25 protein-coding genes and 3 tRNA genes are annotated in these 21,879 nt (G+C 60.9%); 5 read left to right on the top strand and 23 right to left on the bottom strand.

Going from position 1 to position 21,879, the window contains the following annotated elements; all coding sequences use genetic code 11:
* Positions 1-3 precede the first annotated feature (3 nt).
* The 8 genes from ATY78_RS27470 to ATY78_RS27435 form a co-directional block, all read right to left on the bottom strand.
* A complete protein-coding gene (locus ATY78_RS27470) occupies positions 4-1,170 on the bottom strand; it encodes an NADH-quinone oxidoreductase subunit E (RefSeq protein ID WP_088685445.1) in 1,167 nt (388 codons plus the stop codon).
* A gap of 16 nt (positions 1,171-1,186) precedes the next feature.
* Positions 1,187-1,459, bottom strand: a complete 273-nt coding sequence (locus tag ATY78_RS27465) for a hypothetical protein (RefSeq protein WP_088685444.1) — start codon at positions 1,457-1,459, stop codon at positions 1,187-1,189.
* Positions 1,459-2,649 (bottom strand): NADH-quinone oxidoreductase subunit D, encoded by a 1,191-nt coding sequence (locus ATY78_RS27460; RefSeq protein WP_088685443.1) that lies wholly within the window; start codon positions 2,647-2,649, stop codon positions 1,459-1,461. The genes ATY78_RS27465 and ATY78_RS27460 overlap by 1 nt, the downstream gene beginning before the upstream one ends.
* Before the next feature lie 67 nt (positions 2,650-2,716).
* The gene (locus ATY78_RS27455) at positions 2,717-3,319 is read right to left on the bottom strand and encodes an NADH-quinone oxidoreductase subunit C (protein ID WP_088685442.1); all 603 of its coding nucleotides are present in this window, start codon (positions 3,317-3,319) and stop codon (positions 2,717-2,719) included.
* Positions 3,320-3,337: 18 nt separating this feature from the next.
* Complete coding sequence (locus ATY78_RS27450) at positions 3,338-3,922, bottom strand: NADH-quinone oxidoreductase subunit B (RefSeq protein WP_008521904.1); 585 nt, start codon at positions 3,920-3,922, stop codon at positions 3,338-3,340.
* Entirely contained in the window at positions 3,913-4,278 is a 366-nt protein-coding gene (locus ATY78_RS27445) for an NADH-quinone oxidoreductase subunit A (protein WP_008521906.1), read from the bottom strand. The genes ATY78_RS27450 and ATY78_RS27445 overlap by 10 nt, the downstream gene beginning before the upstream one ends.
* A gap of 246 nt (positions 4,279-4,524) precedes the next feature.
* Positions 4,525-4,601, bottom strand: a tRNA-Asp gene (locus ATY78_RS27440).
* A 50-nt stretch (positions 4,602-4,651) separates the two neighbouring features.
* Positions 4,652-4,728 (bottom strand) — tRNA-Asp (locus ATY78_RS27435).
* A 415-nt stretch (positions 4,729-5,143) separates the two neighbouring features.
* Between ATY78_RS27435 and ATY78_RS27430 the strand changes: the two genes are divergently transcribed.
* Positions 5,144-5,219 (top strand) — tRNA-Val (locus ATY78_RS27430).
* Positions 5,220-5,415: 196 nt separating this feature from the next.
* Here ATY78_RS27430 and ATY78_RS27425 read toward each other — a convergent pair.
* From ATY78_RS27425 to ATY78_RS27415, 3 genes are all read right to left on the bottom strand, one after another.
* A complete protein-coding gene (locus ATY78_RS27425; protein WP_088685441.1) occupies positions 5,416-5,640 on the bottom strand; it encodes a hypothetical protein in 225 nt (74 codons plus the stop codon).
* Positions 5,641-5,729: 89 nt separating this feature from the next.
* The gene (locus ATY78_RS27420) at positions 5,730-6,146 is read right to left on the bottom strand and encodes a hypothetical protein (RefSeq protein ID WP_245313643.1); all 417 of its coding nucleotides are present in this window, start codon (positions 6,144-6,146) and stop codon (positions 5,730-5,732) included.
* A 22-nt stretch (positions 6,147-6,168) separates the two neighbouring features.
* Complete coding sequence (locus tag ATY78_RS27415) at positions 6,169-6,717, bottom strand: hypothetical protein (protein ID WP_088685439.1); 549 nt, start codon at positions 6,715-6,717, stop codon at positions 6,169-6,171.
* A 253-nt stretch (positions 6,718-6,970) separates the two neighbouring features.
* On the opposite strand from ATY78_RS27415, the gene ATY78_RS28685 reads away from it, so the two are divergent.
* From ATY78_RS28685 to ATY78_RS27400, 4 genes are all read left to right on the top strand, one after another.
* On the top strand, positions 6,971-7,138 hold the full coding sequence (locus tag ATY78_RS28685) for a hypothetical protein (RefSeq protein ID WP_190237540.1): 168 nt from the start codon (positions 6,971-6,973) through the stop codon (positions 7,136-7,138).
* A gap of 89 nt (positions 7,139-7,227) precedes the next feature.
* Positions 7,228-8,211 (top strand): hypothetical protein, encoded by a 984-nt coding sequence (locus tag ATY78_RS27410; RefSeq protein WP_088685438.1) that lies wholly within the window; start codon positions 7,228-7,230, stop codon positions 8,209-8,211.
* Between the two features lie 23 nt (positions 8,212-8,234).
* On the top strand, positions 8,235-10,172 hold the full coding sequence (locus tag ATY78_RS27405) for a flagellar biosynthesis protein FlhA (protein WP_088685437.1): 1,938 nt from the start codon (positions 8,235-8,237) through the stop codon (positions 10,170-10,172).
* A gap of 38 nt (positions 10,173-10,210) precedes the next feature.
* The gene (locus ATY78_RS27400) at positions 10,211-11,245 is read left to right on the top strand and encodes a pectate lyase (RefSeq protein ID WP_088685436.1); all 1,035 of its coding nucleotides are present in this window, start codon (positions 10,211-10,213) and stop codon (positions 11,243-11,245) included.
* A 57-nt stretch (positions 11,246-11,302) separates the two neighbouring features.
* Here ATY78_RS27400 and ATY78_RS27395 read toward each other — a convergent pair whose 3' ends face one another.
* The 12 genes from ATY78_RS27395 to ATY78_RS27340 all read right to left on the bottom strand — a co-directional run bounded on the left by ATY78_RS27395 (position 11,303) and on the right by ATY78_RS27340 (position 21,869).
* Positions 11,303-12,100: an EscU/YscU/HrcU family type III secretion system export apparatus switch protein gene (locus ATY78_RS27395; protein WP_088685435.1), complete on the bottom strand. Its 798-nt coding sequence runs from the start codon at positions 12,098-12,100 to the stop codon at positions 11,303-11,305.
* Positions 12,093-12,896: a flagellar biosynthetic protein FliR gene (locus ATY78_RS27390; protein WP_088685434.1), complete on the bottom strand. Its 804-nt coding sequence runs from the start codon at positions 12,894-12,896 to the stop codon at positions 12,093-12,095. Before ATY78_RS27390 ends, ATY78_RS27395 begins: the two co-directional genes overlap by 8 nt.
* Positions 12,897-12,906: 10 nt before the next feature.
* A complete protein-coding gene (locus ATY78_RS27385; protein WP_088685433.1) occupies positions 12,907-13,176 on the bottom strand; it encodes a flagellar biosynthetic protein FliQ in 270 nt (89 codons plus the stop codon).
* Between the two features lie 62 nt (positions 13,177-13,238).
* Positions 13,239-13,892, bottom strand: a complete 654-nt coding sequence (gene sctR / locus ATY78_RS27380) for a type III secretion system export apparatus subunit SctR (RefSeq protein ID WP_088685432.1) — start codon at positions 13,890-13,892, stop codon at positions 13,239-13,241.
* Positions 13,892-14,911: a type III secretion system cytoplasmic ring protein SctQ gene (sctQ, locus tag ATY78_RS27375; RefSeq protein WP_088685431.1), complete on the bottom strand. Its 1,020-nt coding sequence runs from the start codon at positions 14,909-14,911 to the stop codon at positions 13,892-13,894. The genes sctR and sctQ overlap by 1 nt, the downstream gene beginning before the upstream one ends.
* A complete protein-coding gene (locus ATY78_RS27370) occupies positions 14,908-16,227 on the bottom strand; it encodes a FliI/YscN family ATPase (RefSeq protein WP_088685430.1) in 1,320 nt (439 codons plus the stop codon). Before ATY78_RS27370 ends, sctQ begins: the two co-directional genes overlap by 4 nt.
* Positions 16,220-16,783 (bottom strand): type III secretion system stator protein SctL, encoded by a 564-nt coding sequence (gene sctL / locus ATY78_RS27365; protein WP_088685429.1) that lies wholly within the window; start codon positions 16,781-16,783, stop codon positions 16,220-16,222. The genes ATY78_RS27370 and sctL overlap by 8 nt, the downstream gene beginning before the upstream one ends.
* Positions 16,780-17,409 carry a hypothetical protein gene (locus tag ATY78_RS27360; protein WP_088685428.1) on the bottom strand — a complete coding sequence of 210 codons (630 nt, stop codon included), beginning with the start codon at positions 17,407-17,409 and terminating at the stop codon, positions 16,780-16,782. The genes sctL and ATY78_RS27360 overlap by 4 nt, the downstream gene beginning before the upstream one ends.
* A gap of 2 nt (positions 17,410-17,411) precedes the next feature.
* Positions 17,412-18,242: a type III secretion inner membrane ring lipoprotein SctJ gene (gene sctJ / locus ATY78_RS27355; RefSeq protein WP_088685427.1), complete on the bottom strand. Its 831-nt coding sequence runs from the start codon at positions 18,240-18,242 to the stop codon at positions 17,412-17,414.
* Positions 18,239-18,715 carry a hypothetical protein gene (locus ATY78_RS27350; RefSeq protein ID WP_088685426.1) on the bottom strand — a complete coding sequence of 159 codons (477 nt, stop codon included), beginning with the start codon at positions 18,713-18,715 and terminating at the stop codon, positions 18,239-18,241. Before ATY78_RS27350 ends, sctJ begins: the two co-directional genes overlap by 4 nt.
* A 51-nt stretch (positions 18,716-18,766) precedes the next feature.
* Positions 18,767-19,024, bottom strand: coding sequence for a hypothetical protein (locus tag ATY78_RS27345; RefSeq protein WP_088685425.1), 258 nt, complete (start codon positions 19,022-19,024; stop codon positions 18,767-18,769).
* Positions 19,025-19,328: 304 nt separating this feature from the next.
* Positions 19,329-21,869, bottom strand: coding sequence for a hypothetical protein (locus tag ATY78_RS27340; protein ID WP_245313642.1), 2,541 nt, complete (start codon positions 21,867-21,869; stop codon positions 19,329-19,331).
* Between the last annotated feature and the right edge of the window lie 10 nt (positions 21,870-21,879).

Genomic DNA, 21,879 nt, shown 5'->3' with positions numbered 1-21,879 from the left:
CTCTTACCGCGGCTTCTTGCCGAAGACCTTGATATATTCCGCTTCGCCGCCCTTGGCGAGCGCCTTGGCCTGCTTGACCCAGTCGTCGCGCTCGATGCGGCCGCGGAAGTTCAGGTAGCCGTCGACCCATTCGCGTTCGGCCTTTTTCCAGCCTGCGACCTGCGCGAAGGTGAAGATGCCGATTTCGTTCAACGTCGCCTCGATCTTCGGACCGACGCCGGAGATCATCTTCAGATCGTCAGGCGCGGCGGGCTTTTCGATGCCGGACGGACGGTTCTTGTCGGTCAGGCTGGGCTTTGCCGCCGGGGCAGCCTCGGCCTTGACGGCAGGCTGCGGCGCCGGTTCGGCAGCGGCCGCTCCGGAAACCGGCTGCTCCTCGACAGCCTTGGCGTTTTTCGCAGCCGCCTTCGGCGCCGTTGCCGGCGTCTTCAGCGCGGCATTGGTCTCCGCATCCGTGCTCTTCGGACGGGCGGCCTCGGAGGGCGGAACCGGAGCGGCGTCGACCGGTGCCGAGATGGTTTCGGCATCGGCCTTCTTGGCGCGCGCCCTTGCCTTCGGCTCTTCCGTCGTCAGCGAGGTCGGACCGCCTTCAGGCGCGGAAAATATCCGATCGATCTGAGTGCCGGGCTTGATGCTGGCGCCGTTGCCGGCGGCAAAGGTGTCGATGATCTCTTCCAGGCGCTCCGGGGTCAGATCCTCGTAGGTATCCTTGCCGATCATCACCATCGGGGCGTTGACGCAGGCCCCGAGACATTCGACCTCTTCCCAGGACAGCGTGCCTTCGGCATTGCGCTCGAAGGGATGGGCATGGATCTTGCTCTTGCAGACCGACATCAGCGCTTCCGAGCCGCGCAGCATGCAGGGCGTTGTGCCGCAAACCTGGACATGGGCGCGCGTGCCGACAGGATGCAGCTGGAACTGCGTATAGAAGGTCGCGACCTCTAGCACTCTGATATAGGCCATATCGAGCATATCGGCGATCTTTTCGATCGCCGCGCGCGTGACCCAGCCATCCTGCTCCTGCGCCCGCATCAACAGCGGGATGACCGCCGATTGCTGGCGGCCGGCGGGGTATTTCTGGATCGTCTTGTCCGCCCAGACCGCATTTTCATCGCTGAAAGCGAATGCGGCAGGCTGAAATTGATCTTCGGCTAATCGACGAACGGACATTCTTCCTCACGCCTTGTCAGTTTAGGGTTCCACACCGCGAAGCGGTCAAAGACTGCATTTCGCAGGCATAGGCCGACTGGTCTTTCTGCATAAACACTACGAATTTGCTGCCATTCGGAATGGCAGCCTTGATCTGATAGCCCTTGGACAAAAGCTCGCCCATGGACGATTGCGCAGCCGGCGGCGTCACTTCCTTATGGCCCAGCGGTACGCCGAGGGTATCGGCCTCCTGAGCGGAAAGCCCGGATGCCGAAAGGAAAATTGCGACGACGAGCGGCAGACGCTGCATCAACGGTCCACCTCACCGAAAACGATGTCGAGCGAACCGAGAACGGCTGCGACGTCGGCAAGCTGGTGGCCGCGGCACATGAAGTCCATCGCCTGCAGATGGGCATAACCTGGGGCGCGAATCTTGCAGCGGTACGGCTTGTTGGTGCCGTCGGAGACGAGATAGACGCCGAACTCGCCCTTCGGCGCCTCGACGGCGGCATAAACCTCGCCGGCCGGCACGTGATAGCCTTCGGTATAGAGCTTGAAGTGGTGGATCAGCGCTTCCATCGAACGCTTCATTTCTCCACGCTTCGGCGGCACGACCTTGCCATCGATCGACGAGAAAGGACCGGTCTTGGCATCTGAGAGCAGGCGGTTGACGCACTGCTTCATGATGCGGACCGATTCGCGCATCTCGATCATGCGGATCAGGTAGCGGTCGTAATTATCGCCGTTCTTACCGATCGGAATGTCGAATTCGAGATCGGAATAGCATTCGTAAGGCTGGGCGCGACGCAGGTCCCAGGCAGCGCCCGAACCGCGCACCATGACGCCGGAGAAGCCCCAGGCCCAGCAATCCTCCAGCGAGACGACACCGATATCGACGTTGCGCTGCTTGAAGATGCGGTTGCCGGTGAGCAGATCGTCGATGTCGTCGAGCGCCTTCAGGAACGGATCGCACCAGTCGCCGATGTCCTGCACAAGCTTTTCCGGCAGGTCCTGGTGGACACCGCCCGGACGGACATAGGCGGCGTGCATGCGTGAGCCGCTGGCGCGCTCGTAGAACACCATCAGCTTTTCACGCTCTTCGAAGCCCCAGAGCGGCGGCGTCAGCGCGCCGACGTCCATGGCCTGCGTCGTGACGTTCAAGAGATGCGAGAGGATGCGGCCGATTTCGGAATAGAGAACGCGGATCAGCTGGCCGCGGATCGGGATCTCGATGCCGAGCAGCTTTTCCACAGCCAGCGCATAGGCATGCTCCTGGTTCATCGGCGCGACATAGTCGAGGCGATCGAAATAGGGCACGGCCTGAAGATAGGTCTTGGTCTCGATCAACTTTTCGGTGCCGCGGTGCAACAGGCCGATATGCGGATCGACACGCTCCACAATTTCGCCGTCAAGCTCCAGGACAAGACGAAGAACGCCGTGCGCCGCCGGATGCTGCGGTCCGAAATTGATGTTGAAGTTGCGGACGTTATGTTCTGTCATTTGCAACGCGCTCCGCTATTGCAGGCATGAGCCAGTGGGCAATAGGCAATAGTGTATTCTTCAGATCCTACTGCTTCGCCTTCTCATCGCCCGGGAGCACATATTCAGTGCCTTCCCACGGCGACATGAAGTCGAAGTTGCGGAATTCCTGTTTCAGTTCCACCGGCTCGTAAACGACGCGCTTTGCCGCATCGTCGTAACGAACCTCGACGAAACCGGTCGTCGGAAAGTCCTTGCGCAGCGGGTGGCCTTCGAAACCGTAGTCGGTCAGGATGCGGCGCAGATCCGGATGGCCGGTGAAGAGCACCCCGTACATGTCCCAGGTCTCGCGCTCGAACCAGTCGGCGCCGGGATAGACGGCGCAGGCGGAGGGAACCGGCGTATCCTCGTCGGTCGCGACCTTGACGCGGATGCGCAGGTTCTTCTTCGGCGACAGCAGATGATAGACGACGTCGAAACGCAGCTCGCGCTGCGGCCAGTCGACGCCGCAAATGTCGATCAGGTTGACGAAACCGCATTTGGCATCGTCACGCAGGAAGGTCAGCAGCGCGATCAGGTTTTCACCCGTCGCCGTCAGCGTCAGCTCGCCATACTTCATCTGCGAAGCGGCAATCAAATTGCCGCGCGCTTCGCCAAGGTAGGACGCAAGCTCAGTCAGGGCTTCACTCATATGCCTAGTCCTTAACCCTTAGCGTTCGATCGTGCCGGTGCGGCGGATCTTCTTCTGCAGCAGAAGCACGCCGTAAAGCAGTGCCTCCGCCGTGGGGGGACAGCCCGGCACGTAGATGTCGATCGGCACGACGCGGTCGCAGCCGCGAACGACCGAATAGGAATAGTGATAGTAACCGCCGCCATTGGCGCAGGAGCCCATCGAGATGACATAACGCGGCTCGGGCATCTGGTCGTAGACCTTGCGCAGCGCCGGCGCCATCTTGTTGGTCAGTGTGCCGGCGACGATCATCACGTCGGACTGGCGCGGCGAGGCACGCGGCGCAAAACCGAAGCGCTCGACGTCATAACGAGGCATCGACAGCTGCATCATTTCGACGGCGCAGCAGGCAAGACCGAAGGTCATCCACATCAGCGAGCCGGTACGGGCCCAATTGATCAGCTCGTCGGTCGAGGTGACGAGAAAACCCTTGTCGGCGAGTTCGTTGTTGATCTCACCGAAGAAGGCGTCGTTGCTGCCGATCGGCTTGCCTGTGGATGGATCGATGATCCCCTTCGGCTGCTGGGCAACAAGCGGCTGATTGCTCACAGGGGTCACTCCCATTCCAGGGCTCCCTTCTTCCATTCATAAATAAAGCCGATGGTCAGCACGAGAAGGAAGACCATCATGGACCAGAAGCCGAACCAGCCGATGGCGCCGAAGGAAACGGCCCAAGGGAAAAGGAAGGCGACTTCGAGGTCGAAGATGATGAAGAGGATCGACACGAGGTAGAAGCGGATGTCGAACTTCATGCGGGCGTCATCGAACGCGTTGAAGCCGCATTCGTAAGCCGAAAGCTTTTCCGAATCGGGCGCTTTGAAAGCCACGGCGAACGGCGCGATGAGCAGCGCCAGGCCAATGACAAGCGCGATACCGATGAAGATGGCGATCGGAATATAGGAACTGAGCAGTTCAGTCATCATGTTCATCCCTGCTTGCCGGCGGCGCCAGGAGGCGCATATGGGCAAATGCCCGGCAAGCGAACGTGCGTTGCAACAAGCCGTGGTTAGCGCAGCCGAAGCCCCGGCGCAAGACTTTATACAGAGGCAATTCGACGAGTGCGCGCGGACATTATCAAGCAGATGCAACGATGTCGCGACAAATCCGCGCAAGCGGCTTGAACCTGCATGGCTGACCACTGGAAACTGCATGGCTTTGAGAAGAAATGGCGCGAGTGACGGGGCTCGAACCCGCGACCTCCGGCGTGACAGGCCGGCACTCTAACCGACTGAGCTACACCCGCGCATAACGGACGGAAGAACCGGATGGCGGCGGATGTCGCCGGCTTGGAAATGGCGCGAGTGACGGGGCTCGAACCCGCGACCTCCGGCGTGACAGGCCGGCACTCTAACCGACTGAGCTACACCCGCACTTCATTTTCAAGCAATCCGGATGCCTTCGCACCCTCACCAAAACGGCTGCCCGTTTCGATGAGCGGCTAACTACGGGGTTCGCCTTTTAGTGTCAAGCAGGTTTGGAGACAAAACCATGACAGCCGTTGAATTGTTTCGTCAAAGCTCCTGCAGAAAGGATGAAAAGCCGGCAATTCCAATCTCCGCAGCCGTACCGAAGCATGGTCGAAGCCGGCGCCGCCGGCAAAACGCATATGTCGGCCGCCACCCCCTCCCCTTTATCCACAGCCCCGCCTCGCCAGACCGGCACGGCGAGAGACATGATCACCGCCAAAAAAATCAAAAAATCTTCACAAACACTCTTGCGGTTTTGCCGCGATCCGCATAGATCACGGCCACCAACGCGGCAGGCCGATCCGGCTTCGCCAGCGATGGGCGATTAGCTCAGTTGGTAGAGCGCCTCGTTTACACCGAGGATGTCGGGAGTTCGAGTCTCTCATCGCCCACCATTCCCTTACAAACCAAGCCGTGTAGCTTCGAATTTGCTCAGTGAGCCATTCAAGTGAGACATTGGCCCGCACAATCCCACTTATATTCTGAAGTCACGCAACGGCGTTTTCCATCCGCGCTGGCCCCTCCCCGTGAAATTCATCCACAGAAACCAGCATTCGACATCAAGGTAACGAATCGGGCACCCCACTCTCCCTAACAAAAGCCGACGATGAATTGCTGCTCCGCTTCATCGATAAGTATGGCCTCGACATCGCCAAGGGAACGGACCAGTACGACAAGCTGGAACGAGATATGAAACGGAGCTATCGGCGCTTCTTGAAGATGTGCTGGCCTATGATTCGGCTGTGGCGGATTTCGATCTTGATCAGCCAACCTCATCCACTGCCCATCGCTCAGTTCATACTGCTTAAACGCCATGCCGGACTTCCGTGCTCAACACGGTGTCTTATGAATCAGCGATTGATTTGGGAAACCTGAATGTCGATCCGACCTGGATATTGGTAATTTCAGTCGAACCTCGATGCGCGCGCCAGCTTTTCCGCGGCTTCGATGGAAATTTCGGTGCGCAAGGCCGCCTTCTCCGCACAGGAAAAATCGGCAGCGGCCTGTTCTGCCCGCTCCTGAGCGGCAAGCCGGTCGAGTTTGCGTTTTTCCAGCACCGCGCCGGCATCGGCCTCATACTCACGCAATAAGGATTGATGCATGACGGCGTCCTGAAGCCGTGCAGCGGGAATAATGCCGTTCTTGCGCAATTCGTCGATAACGGGGTTGCCTGCGGCTCGGCTCGCGGCGATGTCGAGTTCTGTGGAGGCCCTCGCCTCCTCCTCCCTTGCCCGTTCGGCGTCCGCGCGCGCCTCGGAGAGGCTGCGGGAAAGATTGTCAGCCCGCAGATTGCGTATTTCCAGCAACTGCTTGAGAGACATCAGTGCCTTCATCGCTGCCCTCTCAGGCGCCGTCGTTCGTCGTCAGGATTTCCAGCTGGCCGCCCTTGATGATTTTGATGCTGTCGGCCTGCTGCCGGCTCAGTACATCTTCGACGGCCTTGACGAACACGGCCGGGCCGCGCACGAGCACCAATCCGCTGGCCGCATCTTCACGCAAGGCATCGTCGGGCAGGAGCGGGAACAGCGCGCGTATGGCATTTTGCTCGGCCTTCCAGCTGCGGCCGCCGCGATCGAGGACGACGGTGGAGACCTCCTGTTTCGGCGCGATGATAATGCGGCTGCCGTCATAGGCGACGAATAGATTGCTGGCATCGCCAAGCTTCACGAATGCCTTCGCCCCGTTTTCCTGGACGGACCAGTGCTCGACCTTGCCGGTCAGCGTTCCGACGGTAGTGACCGGGATGCCCGACATGAAGGAAAGCGTCTGAACGACATCGCTGAGTGGCAGCGATACGACATCCAGGCGCACCTCTCGCTCACTTGCTCCAGCCGATAGAGGAAAAGCCGCCAACAGTCCGATAGCGGCAGTGTAAACAAAACGCGCAAACATCTGAGTTTACCCCTCGGTCCGGACGCTCCGTCAGCAACATGATCGAGCGAAGGCACGGAATACGAAATCGAGATCATTAATAATTATCTGATCTACTATTACAGATCGCCAAGATCCAGGGAACACGGCTCATATCCATTTCGCGCATTCATTGTACGTATTGCGCATTAATAACTTTTTAACATAAGCTATTGAAACCCATCTTGAATTCTGCAACGTTCTGGCCGCCAAAACCATGCAAGGAGTTCAAGACATGGCTACCAGCACCAGCACTTCTACACTCGATGCGGGCATCGGCTCCGCAATCTCCGCCTTCAAGGCGGCTCAGAACGAAGCAACCGCGCAGAGCCTGCAGGTTGCAACCGAGATCACCAAGATCAACGGCGTTGCCAACGCCATCAAGAAAATCGGTCCGGGCTGATTGAACGCAATGGCGAGACGGGTTCGCCCGTCTCGCTTTCCCCGCTCTCGAAGACAATAGAAGCCGCTCGACGGACGGTTCGGGAACAGATGGCTATCGATTTAGATCTCTCCTCGCCGACATTCAAAGGCGCCGCCGGCAACGCGGACGCCGATAGCAGTGTATCCGGCGGTCTTGCACCGGCCATACGCATTACGCGCGCCGGGCGAAGCTCCATTCTGCCGTTGACGACGGAGCGACAATTGGTCGGCGGCAGCGCCGATTGCGACCTGATCATCCTCGGCGACAAGCCGGAACCCGCCTTGGCCATATGTCTGCAGCGCTCGCGCGACTCCTATACGGTGTCGTTGATCGCGCTGCGGGACGGCCTGACGGTCGATCGCCGTTCCATTCAGCGCGATCAGACGATTACCCTCGGGAAAAACCAGACCATCTCCTTTGACGGCACGACATGCCGGCTCGAAGGTCTTGGCGCCGGGCGCGCGCGCTTCGCGCCGCGCCGGATCGCCGCTGCCGGCCTTCTCGCGCTCGCGGCAATACTTTTGTTGACCGGCCTTTACGACAGCGACGCGCCGGCGCAACAGGTGCCGCTCGTAAAGGCTCAAACGGCCCCCGAACCGGCGCCGTCATCGGCTGCGATCGCCGCCGAGATCCGCCAGGCCGTTCGCATGGCGCAGCTTTCTCCCGATTTGAGCGTCGTCGCCATCGCCGACGAAATTCGCATCGGTGAGGGATCGCCGCCTCTCAGCCTGCCCGACAAAACCAAGCTGCGCGGCATCATCGCGTCGATGAGCCGCCGCAGTTCCGTCGCCATCGTCGATCTCACTGCCCTTTCCTCCGGCCTCGACGGCTTCGTCGCCGCGGCCGGTTATACGCCCGTCAGGTTCATCATCGGCTCCGACGGCCACCGCTATGAGGAGGGCGATGTCGTCCCGAGCGGCTGGCGGATAAAGGAGATCCGCAACGACCAGATGGTCGTTTCCCGCGACAGTGAGGACGATACGGTCAATTTTGCCTCCGCCGGGAATGCCCAGCCCAAGCTGGCCGAAATTTCCAGCAGCGAACAAGATTAGGCAATGGCGTCGAAAGCCGGATCATGAAGGTAAGGTCATCCGCCATCGCCATGCTTGCGCAGCGCACGGACATGCTGCTCGCGGTGTTTTTCGCCTCCGTCGTCACGATGATGGTGCTGCCGCTTCCGACAATCGTTCTGGACGTGCTGATCGCCTTCAATCTTTCCTTCGCCTTCGTGGTGCTGATCACCACGACCTATCTGAAAAGCGTCCTCGAAATCTCGACTTTTCCGGCCGTCATCCTGATCGGCACGCTCTTCCGATTGGCCCTGACGATTTCCTCCACCCGGCTCGTGCTGGCGGACGGCGATGCCGGCGAGATCATCATGGCCTTCGGCGACTTCGTCGTTTCGGGAAACGTCGTCGTCGGCCTGATCATTTTTCTGATCGTGGCGCTGGTGCAGTTCATCGTGGTGACGAAGGGCGCGGAGCGCATCGCCGAAGTCGGCGCGCGTTTCACGCTCGACGCCATGCCGGGCAAGCAGTTGGCCATCGACAGCGACCTGCGCAACGGCCATATCAGCACGGAAGTCGCGCAGAAGCGCCGGGCACGCCTCGAACAGGAGAGCCAGTTCTTCGGGGCGATGGACGGCGCGATGCGGTTCGTCAAGGGCGATGCCGTCGCCGGACTGGTGATCGTCGCCGTCAATCTCATCGGCGGCCTGGCGATCGGCATTTTCCAGAAGGGCCTGAGCTTTGCCGAAGCCGCCCACCTCTACACGCTGCTGTCGATCGGCGACGGCCTGGTCTCGCAGATCCCGTCCATTTTGATGGCTGTCGCCGCCGGCATCGTCGTGACCCGTGTTTCCGACGACGGCAACGACAGCCTGGGCAGCGATATCGGCCGCGAACTCTTCCGCGAACCGCGCGCTTTGGCGATTGCCGCCGCCCTGACGATATGCGCCGGCTTCGTGCCGGGATTTCCCACAGGCGTGCTCGGCGTGATCGGCGTGTGCCTGGCGGGCCTTGCCTTCGTGGTTCATCGCCGGCGCACGGGCCAGCCCGCAACCGGATCGGCGAATGCGGTGGAAAGCGCCAATTCCTATCCGCTCGACAGGACGAAATATGGCGATCCCGTCGTCGCGACAGTCTCCGTGGAAACGCTGGCGCGGCTTGAAACGATGAGCCTCGGCGAAATGCTGGACGGGCGTATCCGCATGGCGGCGCGCGCCGTCGGCGTCTCCGTGACGGTGCCGACGTTCAACGCCGATCCCCGCATGGCCGAGGATCTCATTCATCTCCAGGTAGAAAACGTACCGGCCGGCCTCATCAAATGCGGCCCGGAACGAACGGCCGAACAGATCGCCGACGATATCGTGCGCATCGTGCGCCGCCATATCGGCGCGCTTTTCAGCGTCGACGACGCCGCGCAATGGCTTGGCAGCCTCGAACCGCGTCTCGGCAAACTGGCGATTGATGTCGCCACCCAGGTCCCGCTGATGCTGACGGTCGCGGTCGTCCGACGGCTTCTGGATTCCGGCGTGACGCTGTCCCAGCCGCGCGGACTTCTGGAAGTGATGCTGCATGCCGGCACCGATCACGAGCCGGACGCCCTGGCCGAAATGGCGCGCGCGGCACTGGTCAAGCAGATTGCCTTCGGGCTTCTCGACCGGCGCGGATTGCTGCCGGCACTGGTGCTTCCCGCCGAATGGGACCATTTCGTCCGATCCTATGGAGAGGTGGGCCGAACGGCTGATAAGATCGAGATCGGCGAAAAATTGCGCCTTCTCGCCGAAGAAACCAGAGCTGCCTTGGCCGACGCCAATGAACGCGGGCTCGACCCAGTCATTGTCATGCCAGGCGAGCTTCGTCTTCCCACTCAGATGCTGATGATCCACCACAACTGCCGCATTCCGGTGCTGGCGGCGGAGGAAATCGACAGGGATATCACGATCGACACGGTTGGAGAGGTCGGGCAAATCCGGAACGCTGCCGGATCAAGACAAAGGTCGAGCGCATAAACACTTGAAGTAGAAGAGACCAGCAGGGGATGAATGCAATGTATGGCGTAGATGGACAAAAGCCCATAGACTTCGACAGAATCTCCCGTTTCGACGTTGAGTCCGATTGCCACGGCAGCGGTAATAAGATCGACACGGGCTCGCACCGCACCCAGAACACGGATTTCACCACCAGCCGAATCCGCAAGGTCTCACCCTTCGAAGATCTCTCCGGCAACCCGCCGATGCTGACCTCCTATGTGCCGACGTCGCGGGGAACGTCGGAAAGCGGCATGGATTCCGATTTCAAGGATGTGCTGCGCAAGCTCATCAACTGGCAGCCCGACTCTGAGAAGCCTGACAACGGGATGACCGATCCGGTCACACCCTTCAAGGTGAGCGAAACGCCCGAGATCGAGACGGTTTCGCCCGGCTCTTCCGACACCAAGAAGGTCGATCCATCCGACGAGAAGCAGACCACGGTTTTGCAGACCACGACGGAAAAGTCCGGCCTCTCGAAGGAAGGCGACGTCATCGTCGTCAACGAGCCGATCGTCGTGGATGGGGGCGTGTTCGACGGCAAGGGCGCGACCTATACGGCCTCTTCCAAGCTCGGCGATGGCGGCCAGTCCGAAACCCAATCGCCGCTGTTCATTCTCAAGAACGGCGCGACGCTTAGGAATGTCGATCTCGGCGAGAACGGCGCCGACGGCATTCATGTCTATGGCGGCGCGACACTCGAAAACGTCAATTGGCAGAATGTCGGCGAGGATGCGCTGACGGTAAAAAGTGCGGGCGACGTAAGCATTATCGGCGGCTCTGCCAAGGGTGCGACCGACAAGATCTTCCAGATCAATGCCGACACGACGTTCTATCTGAAGGATTTCGTCGCTGACGGCTTCACCACGCTCGTGCGCACCAATGGCGGCAAGCAGATCGATGCCGACGTCACCATCGATGGCGGCTCGTTCTCCAACGGCAGCAACGTCTTCCGCACCGACAGCTCGCTTGCCAGCGTAAAGTTCCTGTCCGATATCACGCTGGACAACGTGAAGAACTGGACGCGTGTGGGTGACAACCAATCGGGCGTCTGAGACGTCCACCGGAACGACAAAGTGAAGATCGAGCGGGCGCCTCAAGCTCCCGCTTTTTCATTTTTGGTCTGGCCCTTGCCTGCGCGGCGGGCTGCTGCGCATTTCCGCGCCGATCTGTCTGCGCGCCGATTTCAGCTTCGGATCGCCCTGAGTATCCTTGTATTCCCGCCGGGCCTCAGTCTTGGTCATGCGATGCTCATGCTTGAACAGCGCACGTGAAATGCGGATGTCGAAAAACGCCGCCGCCACCATGATGCCGGCGGCAATGACCAGGATCGAGCCGAGAAGATGGGCTGCCGTGGAGAGCGAACACGCCTCCCCGCAAAGGGGCGCCCAGAAGGTGGCATTGAGGAAATAGAGGATCGCGCCGCCGCCGGCAGCGGCGAGCAAGACAAATTTGACGAGCCCCTTGATGAACTCGGCGATGCTCGCGAGCGAAAAAAGCCTCTTGATGCCGTCGAACGGATTGAGCCGGGTGAAATCGAAGCTCATATGCTTGAAAGATACGGGAAACCCCTGCGCGTCGAGGATCGAGACCACGATGGTCGTAGCAAGCCCCATCGCCAGCGGCAGCCAGATGAGATCGAGCAGCGCCACGCCGGTTTCGCTCAAGCCGACGGTGACGGCGTCGGAGAGGTCTGTTCGGGCGGAGGATTGCAGGGCGGAATCGAAACTGCGGGCGAAATCCGCGAGGATGCCCTGCAATCCCCAGGTGACATAGACCGCGATGGCGAGGACGGAGATCGCTACGGGGATTTCCTTCGAGCGCGGAACCTGCCCCTCGCGCCGGAGACGATCGAGCTTCACCCGGCTCGGCGGCAGGGTTTTCTCCTCGGTATCGTCATTTTTAGCCATGCGTCACCTCCAGCATGGCTTTCACTTCGTTGAAGCCATCGACCCAGAGATCGTGGAAATAGCTGGAGATGAAGGCCGTGTAGATGACGAGGATGACCATGACCGCGAAGTTCTTGATGGCGGGCAGGCTGTCGTTCAGCGGGAACTGTTTGGACGACCGGCCGACGAAGGCCAGCGACAATTCGAGCGCGCAGGTGACGATCATGAACGGGGCGGCGAGCAATCCGGCCGCCTTGAAGAGCCGGCCGAAAACACCGAGGATCATGTCGAGCGGGTCGTCGGGCATGGCGGGCATCAGCTTGAAGAGCGGCCAGAGTTCGAAGGATTTGTAGAAAATAGCAATGAGATCGATCATTCCGCCGGCGCTGACGAAAATTACCAGAGCGATCGACATCATCAGCGAACCGAGCGGTGCGGTTTCCAGCGCGTTGATCTGGTCGAAGAGATTGGCGGCATTGGCGCCGCGATAGACATCGGTCATGTCGCCCGCTGCCTGGGCCGCCCAGAAGGGAATGCCGAGCCCCATGCCGATGAGCGCCCCGAAGCAGAGTTCCTTGATCGCAAGACCGGCAAGATCGAACCAGGACGTATCGCCGAGCGCCAGCACCGAATAGGCGAAGGCGACGGAGGGCGCCGAAAGGCCGATCGCCAGCCCGAAACGCAGGATGCCGACGATGCTGAACAGCGAGAAGATCGGGAAGATCAGCAGGATACCGAGCGCGCGGGCGGCTCCCAGCATCGCCGCGGCAGGTGCCGCGACCTCGATGCCGACGAGCGGAAGATGATCCGGCCCCATCCGCCTCGCCTCACTGAACCATGGTCGGGAAATCGTTGAGGATATGAATGGAATGTTCGATCAGCGGCGTCGCCAGCACTCGGCCGAACAGCAGCAGGGCGATGGAGATCACGAAAATCTTGACGATCTGCGCGATGGTCTGTTCCTGGATCTGTGTGGCGGCCTGGAAAATGGCGATGACGAGCCCGAGAATTGCCGCCAGGCCCAGAATGGGACCGGCCAAGGCGAAGGTCGCCATGACTGACATGCCGATTTCGGCGGCGACCTGATCCTCACCCATGACAAGCCTTTCCGCTGGAAACGGCTGGCGCCCGAATTGGTGCTTGCGTGAAGGCGGGATGTTTACTGCGCATAGGACAGCACCAGACCTTCCAGCAATCGCCGCCAGCCGTCGATCGAGACGAAGAGCAGCAGCTTGAGCGGTGTGGAAACGACAGTCGGCGACATCATCTGCATGCCGAGCGCCACGAGAATGGCGGAGACGGCGAAATCGATCATCAGGAAGGGTAGATAGATCAGGAACCCGATTTCAAATGCCCGCGTCAGTTCCGAAACGAGGAAGCTCGGCGTCAGCACGGTAATATCGTCGGAGGCGATGGGCGTTGCCGGCGCGTTCGCCCAGATCTTCTGCGATGCCTGCACGAAGAAGTCCCGGACCTCGGCGTCGGAGAATTTCAGCATGAAATCCTTGAGCGGAGCCGCCACCTTGACCATGCCGTCCGCCATGCCGCCGATCGTGCCGAAATCGCCGCTATGGGCCAGCAGCAATTGCCAGCTGCTTTGCAATACCGGGTTCATCACGAATGCGGAGAGCACGATGGCGATGGCGAAAACCAGCAGGTTCGGCGGCGTCTGCTGGATGCCGATCGCATTGCGCACGATCAGCAGGACGACCGAAATCTTGGTGAAGGATGTCGCGATCACGGCAATGACGGGCAGCATCGAGATCGCCGCCATCGCCACGAGGCTCTGGGCAAGGGGAAAGGTCTGTTCCATCAGTCGTGCAGCACTGTCACGCGAACGGCGCTCAATCCATCCACGGAGATGATTTCACCCCGCCCGATGACGCGGCCCTGGGCGATGATGTCGACGGCGTCGGTCATCGGCCGGTCGAGCGTGAAGACATAACCTTCGCCGATCGTCTCGAGCGTGCGAAGCGGAAGCTCCATCCGTCCGGCATCGAAGACGAGCTTGATCGGGATGCTGTCGACAGGCGACGGACGCGGCTCGCCCTGCAATTCCTGATCGACGGTTTCATTCGTCATGAAATGCCTCATTGGTCCGGTTGGCGTCGACAGAAGCGGCTCCGAGAGCACCGCGCCCTTGTCCGATCGCATGCAGGTTGCAAGGTAACGTTCCCCGGTGATCGCGATGACGGTCTCTGTCGCCGCCCCGTCGATGACGATGCCGTCACCCAGTCGCAGGGATTTGATCTCACCGACCGACAGCACGGCATAACCGCACCGGATACTGACTGTCGTCGTCAGGGAATCGAGGGTGCGGCGCGGCAGGCGGCTCGCCCAGCCGACCAGCCCACCAAGAAAAGCCTCGTCGAAGCGGCCGCTCAAGGGCAGGCTCATGCCGTTCCAGCCCACTTCGAAGCCGAAATTGCCGTTGAAATCCGGCTCCGGCTCGGTGCCGATCCGCAGCAGCGAAAGGCCGATGCCGATCTTGTTCTCGATCGCCTCGAAGGCCTCGGCAAATTGATGTTCGACTACCGCCGCCTTTTCATGCGGCGACAGTTTTTCCCAGAGCAGCAGCGGTTCCAGCCTTTCAGCCACCAACCGCAACGCTCCAGCCGAAGCGACCAGCGTCTGCTCCCACTCACCGATACGGCAGAGAACAGCGACCGGATCGGCGATCCGTCTTGCCGCGATATCGGGGGATAACGGGCGAATGGAAAGCGCCTGCTCACGGACCGGAATGTGCCAGGCGGCGCGCATCGTCGTGACGGATCGGGAAAAGAAGCCCTCGGCCGTCGACGACCGGGACCCAACGGGCGCGACGATATTCATCGGACGAGCTCCTCGAGCGCTTCGACGATCGCGCCGAACGGCTGCGGCTTGCCTTGGCCGTCAAACAGGAAGCGCCTGATAAGCCCGTGTTTGGCGACGGCCTCGTCAACGGCCGCATCCCGCCCTTGGCGATATTCGCCGACGCGGATCAGCAATTCCACCTCGTCATAGAGGGCAAGCAGCGAGCGCAGCCTGTCGGCGGCCTGGCGATGGCTCTCGCTGACCACTGCGCTCATCGTCCGGCTTCGGCTGGCCAGCACGTCGATCGCCGGAAAATTGCCTGCTCTGGCAATCTTGTCCGAGAGCACGATATGGCCATCCAGCAGCGATCTGGTTTCCTCGGCGATCGGATCGTCCTGTTCCTCGCCCTCGACGAGAACCGTATAGAACGCCGTCATCGTGCCGTTTGCGCTGTTTCCGGCGCGCTCGAAGATCTGCGGCAGGACCGCGAATACGGAGGGTGGAAAACCGCGCCGCACCGGCGGTTCGCCTGCGGCGAGCCCCACTTCGCGCAAGGCGCGCGCCATGCGGGTGACGCTGTCGATGACGAGCAGCACATGTTTTCCCTGCTCGCGAAAATACTCGGCAATCGCCGTTGCCGTCATCACCGCCTTGAAGCGCTCCAGCGCCGGGCGATCCGATGTCGCGACCACCAGCGCCACGTTCGACGGAACACCTTCCGGCATGTTGCCGGCAACGAATTCACCGACCTCGCGTCCGCGTTCGCCCACCAGGGCGCAGACGATCACATCGGCCTTGCTGTTGGCGACGATCTCAGACACCAGCGTCGACTTGCCGGCGCCAGGTGCGCCGAAAATACCGATGCGCTGGCCCTGACCGCAGGTCAGCAGTCCGTCCAGGGCGGCAATTCCCGAGGTAAACGGCTGCCGGATGGGGCGGCGTGACAAGGGATCGACCGGCTGGCCATAAAGCGGCTGCAGGAAGCGCGCATCGTCGCCGGCAGGGTTGGCGGAAGGACGCAGGAGATTGCCATGCGCGTCGACGATTGCGCCGAGCAGGAAATTGCCGACGGAGACCGCCGGTTCCCGGCCGGTCGGGACGATTTCAGTGCGCTGGGAGATACCGCGGGTTTCGCCGTGAAGCGAAAGAAGCGCCATCTCGCCGTCGATACCGACGACGTCGCCAAGGCCGATGCGGCCCCTGCCCGGCTCATGCAGCTCACAAAGCTCGCCGATCCGAACCGAAGGAATGACCGCCCGCACCAGCAGGCCCGAAACACTTTTCACCCGGCCGCTCTGCCGCCGCACTTCCGCCCGTTCGAGCGTCCGTTCCATCCGAAGCAATGCGTCAGCCATGAACGAGGGCCTCGATCACGGTGGCGAGCTGGTCTTTCAGGCCGATCTGGCTTCGTCCCGCCGATGTCTCTAGGACGATCTCACCTGACGACATCAGCGGATCCGTTTCGATAGTGATGCGATGGTCGATATCCGCAATCGCCCGGGCCATCATGGCGGCGTCCTCGGGGGCGACGTGCAGGGCGACCTCCTCGGCCTCGGCAGTCTGAGAGATGGCATGACGAACCAATCTCCTCGTGCGCTCGTCGGCCTCCATCGATCCGAGGATCAACCCGACCGATTTCAGAACCACGGCCTCAATCCAGCCGTTGAGATTGGAAATCTCCTGTTCGGCTTTTCCGAGAGAGGCGGCAAGCCGTGCAGCGGCATCACGAACGCCCTGTTCGAACCCATCGCGGTAGCCGTTTTGGGCGGCCTGCTCGCTCGCGGCTGCAAGTGTCGCCTGGGATTGGGCGGCATCCCGGCGGGCAGCCTCCAGAATTTGTGCCGCCTCCCTGATCTGGCCGAAATTTTCAGCCGGAATGATGCGGTCGTGGCGTGCAAATTCCGAGCTCATCGTCCGGCGCCTTCCTGTATGGAGGCGACTTCATCGACAGCGGCCGCCGCCAAAGCGAGCGCCGGGCTCTTCAAGAGGGAAGCGGAACCGTTTTCCGCCATGTCGCGCCAGCCCGCCGACCGCCAGGCCGGGGAGATCCGGTATTCGTCGGCCAGCAGCGCCAGCATGGACCAGCCATCGGCCTCGACGATACGGCTTGCCTCCTGGCTCAAGAGATCGAGCGGCGGCGTTGCCGCGGAAAGATTGATGTGGCCGAGAGCGAATGCGACCGCTTCCTCGCCGTAAACAGCCCTGAGGTTCGCAAGGGTCGGGCGATCGACCGCGGGGCAGAAGGCTGCGAGATGATAGGCGAGGCCCGCCGAGAGTGCCGCCTTTGCGCGTTCGCCAGCGGTCATGGCAATCAGGCGGCGGGCGTCGTCGGGAAACGTGGCGGGATCGCCATGGGCTTCCGCGATCTCGGTAAAAAGCCGCCGATGCAGCCGAGGCGAGAGAGACGTCCCACCCGCAAGCAGCGGCCCGATCGCACCCCATCGCGCGGCCGTCGGGATATCCGCGGAGAGCAAGGCTGACTTGCGGAGCTTTGCCGCATTCGAGATCGCCTCGCCGTCGAAACGCGGCGTGCGCATGCTCAGCGCTCCTTCCGCTGCGGCAATAACAGCAGCAGGCATGCGCCGATGGCGAGGATGATTGCGCCGATCACGGCCAGATTGGGACCCTTGAACGCCGAGAGGGCGCTTTGCACCATCGAGAGCGGCGCTGCGGCGGGTGCCGGCGTCGCGGTTGGCTCCGGCGCGGTCGCTGCCGCCGCCGTTGGAGCCGACGGCGCGCCGACCTCCGACCAGGGGCTGACCACCACCGAGACATCCTCATAGGAGAGGTCGCGGATGCTGTTGACCAGAACGGATCGGCTTTTCATGTCGATCTCGTTAAGATTGGCGCCGGGGCGATATTGCAGCACGGCCGCAGCCCGTGCCTTCTCCTTGATGAGCCCGCGGCCATTCTCTTCCGGCAGCACCACATGCACGCGTGCCGAAGCAACACCGTCGAGCCCCGAAAGCGTTTCTGAGAGCTGCTGCTCGATGGCATAGCTCATCCGCGCCTTCTGCTCATAAGGCGTCACGAGGAAGCCGTTGCCGGGAAAAAGCTCGGCGACATTTCCGAACGACTGGCGCGGCAGGCCGGCGCCGGCGAGCAATTCTATCGCCCGGGCATGGTCGGCGGAATTGGCGGTGATCGCATATGTCCCGCCCTTTTCGCTCTTCATCGTGACAGCGATCCCCGCACGTTCGAGCAGGACCTGGGCATCCAGCGCATCGCGCTGGTCGAGCCCCGTCAACACGTCCTGGCTGCAGGCGGCAAGGAAGAGGCAGAGGGCAAGCAGGGCCGTCTTTGGAAGGACCTTGCGTGCAGACGAAGAGAGCAATGATCTCGAATGGGCCGATGCGATCATGACGTTCACTGGCCCTGGGTCAGTCGTTTCGAAGACGACATCACGGACTGAGTGAGCGACGACAGCAGCGTCGTACCGGTCGCGAATTGCTGTGATTTCTCCAGCCGGTCGATCGAGGTGGCGATGTCTTCGATCTTCGGCCCGCTGTGAGTTTTATCAGTCGCAAACCGCACGAGCGGCGTCTCCGGCTGGCCGTTTCCGCCCACCGGCATGAAGAATGCCGACAGCCGGTCGAGAATGCTGGAGGGCCTCGTATTGCCTTCCGGCGAGTAGGACGGGGGAACGGCGTCCGATTCAGGCGCGATCTTGCGGCTCTGGGTATTCGGAATGGATGCGAGCTCGGCTGGCTTGAAGCCGGTGAAATCCGTCGGCTGGAGGCCGATCCGCTCCGCCACGATCTCCGAAGTCTTCAGGACATTGCCTGTCGATACGCCATCGACGGGCGGCGTGAAGGCGCGGCCGGAAAGTTCTTCTCCACTCATTGCAATTCCTCAACTCGGTACACGTCAACTGCAAGCGATGAACGGAAAACGCTACTCGTCGCTGCCTTCGTCGATCGCCTCCTTGGCGAAATTGAAAAGCGAGTTGTTCAGCATCAGGGTGTTGGAAATCATGCCTGGCAGAAAGGCGTCGACAGCGGCGGAGAGAATTTCGCTCTCGCTGTTGGGATCGACCTTTTTCGTCGTGCTGCCGGTGGTGCCCGTGGAATCCGTCTTATTGGTCGTCAGCTCCACGGAGACAGGGTTCGCAGGCGCCAGGTTCAGGTCGGAATTCACTGCATCTACGGCCATATGAGCACTTCCATCAAGGAGTTATCAAAATGAATGCATGTTTTGATATGGATAAAAAAACGGATGGTCAATTGTATAAACTTAACCGATGGTTAATTTTTAGAATTAACGATCTTCCTAGGTAAATTTGCTTCCTATTATATTATAATGCAATGTTTCTTGTCCACAAAACGCAGCGAATATCCAGATTGCGCATAAAATTTATACTTTAAATTATTGCAAGATAATATTCACAGTCCCGCCGGCAATGAGCCGGCCGGGCCTGTGAATATTCAGATATCGGGCGCCATGAAATCGCTCGGGATCAGCCCACCGCCGTACCGCGCCGCTTCTCGACGTCGGCGGTGATCGCATCCCAATTCTCAGGCGTAAGCTCGCGCTGTTCCGGTTCGCGGGGCGCGGGGTTCATGCCGCCCTTGGCGCCGACGATCGGACCTGTTTTGGCATAGATGCCGACGGTGTCGTTGACCGTGCGCTTGAGCATGTCGTTCACCATGTCGGTCTGCTTGTGGAAGGCTTTTTCCTGCTTGATGCTCTGGTAGATGGTATAACCCGACCAGGCCGCCCAGGACACCGCGCCGGCGACCGCGAAGGCGAACGAGAAGCCGCCGGAGACGAGCGCTACCGTTGCGCCCGTGCGCCCGAGGAAAGTGGAATTCACCAGCATGTTGGCAACGCCGGCCAGGCCCTCGATCGCGCCGATCGTGTCGGCCGCAGTCCCGATCCCCATGAAAATCAGATCGACCGGATCGCCCTTGCCGCTCGTAAGCCCCTGCAGGAACTGGTAATATTCGACCGGCAGCCAGGCAACGCCGGCAACGGCGCCGATCGTCGTCCCGGTATTCTTGAAGAAGGCGGAAAGCACGCTGCGTTGCGCCCGCGCCAGTTCGTCGGAAACGCCGACGAGCGAGCCGATCCCATCCAGCAGCGAGAAATTCGAAGCCTTGATCGCCGAACCGAGCGCGCTGCCCATGTGAGCCAGCGCGCCAAGGGCATGCAGAACCACGACGCCGATGCTGTCCCAGGTCGGGCTGGTCATGTTGAGGCCGGCATAGATGGAACGGGAGGCCGTCAGCACCGACATCACGCCGGAGGATAGCGCCGCCTTGTATTTGACCGGATCGACCCCTGCCGGCGTGGAGGTGGCGGTTTTGTCGATCAGTTTGCCGAGTTCGGCCTTGATGGTCTCGACGCTGCCGCCCGGACGCATCGTCGCCCAGAGGGCGGTGAAGATCGTCGTGAAATTGGTCTTGTACTGCGCCATGGCTTCGGCGTTGCCCTTGAATAGGGTTTCCGCCAGCGCATCCAGGCTCGGGGCGATGATCTTTTTGATCGCCTCCTCGGCGGTCTTGCCGTCGACGATGATCGGATCAATCACATCCGTGCCCGGCATCAGCGTCTTCATCAGCCCCGACATGGAAAGCCCCATGCCCTTGAGGCTGGATATCAGATATTCACTGTCGATATAGGGCAGGTCGAGAGCCTGGATGGTCTTGCTCCAGCCATTGTCCTTGGTGCCGAACATGCGCTCGGCGATCCAGGCATCGCCGCCGCTGCCGATGAAGAAACGGCTGTCGGAACCGCCGGTCGCCGCGATCCCCTTGCCTGCCAGGCCGGTGGCGACCATGATCGCCGCCATGACGTCGTTGAACGAATAGCTGGCGAGATTGCTGGAGGGCAGCGGCGAGACGTTCTTGTTCCATTCGGGATTGGCCGGCAACTTCGAGACCAGGCTGGCGCCCATGACGAGGCCTTCGAGAGCCGTCTGCACCGCATGGCGGTAGCCCCAGACTTCCTTGCCGCCCGGTGCCGCCAACCGCGATGTCAGGCGCTCCAGATTGCCGGCGAGGTCGCCGATCCCGATTTCTCCGGCGCCGATCTTGTCGAGCAGCGGGCCGAGAAGCGCCTTGACGTCGGCCTTGAACTGATCGCGGACCTCGGCGCTGTCTCCCCCATAAAACTGGTTGGCCATCGCCTGGATCGTTGGATTGAACAGGTGGGTGATATTGTTGGGCACCGTGCTGCCGAACTCGGAAGCAGCAACCTTCTTCAAACCATCGAGGTCGATCTTGAGATCGGCAAACAGGCTGCCGCCGCGCCCGAGCAGTTGGTCGGAATCCACCACCGGCAGGATGGAGCCCAGCCCCTTCAACTCCCGCTCGGTCTTGTCGCCTGCAAGTCCCATCCGGATCAGGCCATCGAGCGCCGTCGTCGGATCGGAGATCGTCGGCAGCACGTTCTTGTCGAAGAATTCGGCATAGGTCTTGTCGGCGATCGCCGAGCGCTGCTTCACGAAATCGTCGGGAAGCACCATGGAATAAAAGCCGAGCGCGGCATTATATTCCTTGAGAATGGTGGTGACGTCCTTGCCGGCTTTCAGGCCGTCGTTCAGCAGGCCACCATTGACGATATCGTGCTCGAAGGCATCTTCGACCTTCTGGCGCAGGTCCTTCATCTTCTCATCGCGCGCGATCGTATCGTTGATGATGTCGGCAGGATCCTTGTTCGTATCGGCCGGCGCGACGCGATAACCGGAGAAGATCAGCTTGAAGGCCTTCAGCGCCTTCTCCGTCATCAGCGAGTTGACATCGGGGTCCGAGCCGAGGATGGCGATCGACTTGTCGAGATCCTTGATAATCTCCTGGTCGTTATAGATGCCGCGCTGGTTGTCGCCGAGGCTGTCCTTGTATTTGCCGAAGGTCGCCTTGGTCTGAAGCAGATCGAGATACATGATCAGCTTCTGCTCGGCGGTATAGTTCTGAGGGTTTTTGACGACGTCGATGCTTTCGAAGGACTTGTCCTTGTCCTTCAGCCCTTCCATGAAGCCCTGGTTGATTTCGTTCATGAAATCGGAA

The organism is Rhizobium sp. R635, from assembly GCF_002211285.1.
In the GTDB taxonomy this organism is placed as follows: domain Bacteria; phylum Pseudomonadota; class Alphaproteobacteria; order Rhizobiales; family Rhizobiaceae; genus Rhizobium.
Note: the sequence above shows the minus strand (reverse complement) of the source record. Positions and strands in the feature narration are given on the sequence as shown.

Excerpts from the sequence above, each read along its gene's own strand:
- ATY78_RS27470 (WP_088685445.1), bottom strand. The coding sequence starts at position 1,170 with ATGTCCGTTCGTCGATTAGCCGAAGATCAATTTCAGCCTGCCGCATTC.
- ATY78_RS27465 (WP_088685444.1), bottom strand. The coding sequence starts at position 1,459 with ATGCAGCGTCTGCCGCTCGTCGTCGCAATTTTCCTTTCGGCATCCGGG.
- ATY78_RS27460 (WP_088685443.1), bottom strand. The coding sequence starts at position 2,649 with ATGACAGAACATAACGTCCGCAACTTCAACATCAATTTCGGACCGCAG.
- ATY78_RS27455 (WP_088685442.1), bottom strand. The coding sequence starts at position 3,319 with ATGAGTGAAGCCCTGACTGAGCTTGCGTCCTACCTTGGCGAAGCGCGC.
- ATY78_RS27450 (WP_008521904.1), bottom strand. The coding sequence starts at position 3,922 with ATGGGAGTGACCCCTGTGAGCAATCAGCCGCTTGTTGCCCAGCAGCCG.
- ATY78_RS27445 (WP_008521906.1), bottom strand. The coding sequence starts at position 4,278 with ATGACTGAACTGCTCAGTTCCTATATTCCGATCGCCATCTTCATCGGT.
- ATY78_RS27425 (WP_088685441.1), bottom strand. The coding sequence starts at position 5,640 with ATGGCGTTTAAGCAGTATGAACTGAGCGATGGGCAGTGGATGAGGTTG.
- ATY78_RS27420 (WP_245313643.1), bottom strand. The coding sequence starts at position 6,146 with ATGTCTCTCAAGCAGTTGCTGGAAATACGCAATCTGCGGGCTGACAAT.
- ATY78_RS27415 (WP_088685439.1), bottom strand. The coding sequence starts at position 6,717 with ATGTTTGCGCGTTTTGTTTACACTGCCGCTATCGGACTGTTGGCGGCT.
- ATY78_RS28685 (WP_190237540.1), top strand. The coding sequence starts at position 6,971 with ATGGCTACCAGCACCAGCACTTCTACACTCGATGCGGGCATCGGCTCC.
- ATY78_RS27410 (WP_088685438.1), top strand. The coding sequence starts at position 7,228 with ATGGCTATCGATTTAGATCTCTCCTCGCCGACATTCAAAGGCGCCGCC.
- ATY78_RS27405 (WP_088685437.1), top strand. The coding sequence starts at position 8,235 with ATGAAGGTAAGGTCATCCGCCATCGCCATGCTTGCGCAGCGCACGGAC.
- ATY78_RS27400 (WP_088685436.1), top strand. The coding sequence starts at position 10,211 with ATGTATGGCGTAGATGGACAAAAGCCCATAGACTTCGACAGAATCTCC.
- ATY78_RS27395 (WP_088685435.1), bottom strand. The coding sequence starts at position 12,100 with ATGGCTAAAAATGACGATACCGAGGAGAAAACCCTGCCGCCGAGCCGG.
- ATY78_RS27390 (WP_088685434.1), bottom strand. The coding sequence starts at position 12,896 with ATGGGGCCGGATCATCTTCCGCTCGTCGGCATCGAGGTCGCGGCACCT.
- ATY78_RS27385 (WP_088685433.1), bottom strand. The coding sequence starts at position 13,176 with ATGGGTGAGGATCAGGTCGCCGCCGAAATCGGCATGTCAGTCATGGCG.
- sctR (WP_088685432.1), bottom strand. The coding sequence starts at position 13,892 with ATGGAACAGACCTTTCCCCTTGCCCAGAGCCTCGTGGCGATGGCGGCG.
- sctQ (WP_088685431.1), bottom strand. The coding sequence starts at position 14,911 with ATGAATATCGTCGCGCCCGTTGGGTCCCGGTCGTCGACGGCCGAGGGC.
- ATY78_RS27370 (WP_088685430.1), bottom strand. The coding sequence starts at position 16,227 with ATGGCTGACGCATTGCTTCGGATGGAACGGACGCTCGAACGGGCGGAA.
- sctL (WP_088685429.1), bottom strand. The coding sequence starts at position 16,783 with ATGAGCTCGGAATTTGCACGCCACGACCGCATCATTCCGGCTGAAAAT.
- ATY78_RS27360 (WP_088685428.1), bottom strand. The coding sequence starts at position 17,409 with ATGCGCACGCCGCGTTTCGACGGCGAGGCGATCTCGAATGCGGCAAAG.
- ATY78_RS27350 (WP_088685426.1), bottom strand. The coding sequence starts at position 18,715 with ATGAGTGGAGAAGAACTTTCCGGCCGCGCCTTCACGCCGCCCGTCGAT.
- ATY78_RS27345 (WP_088685425.1), bottom strand. The coding sequence starts at position 19,024 with ATGGCCGTAGATGCAGTGAATTCCGACCTGAACCTGGCGCCTGCGAAC.
- ATY78_RS27340 (WP_245313642.1), bottom strand. The coding sequence starts at position 21,869 with ATGAACGAAATCAACCAGGGCTTCATGGAAGGGCTGAAGGACAAGGAC.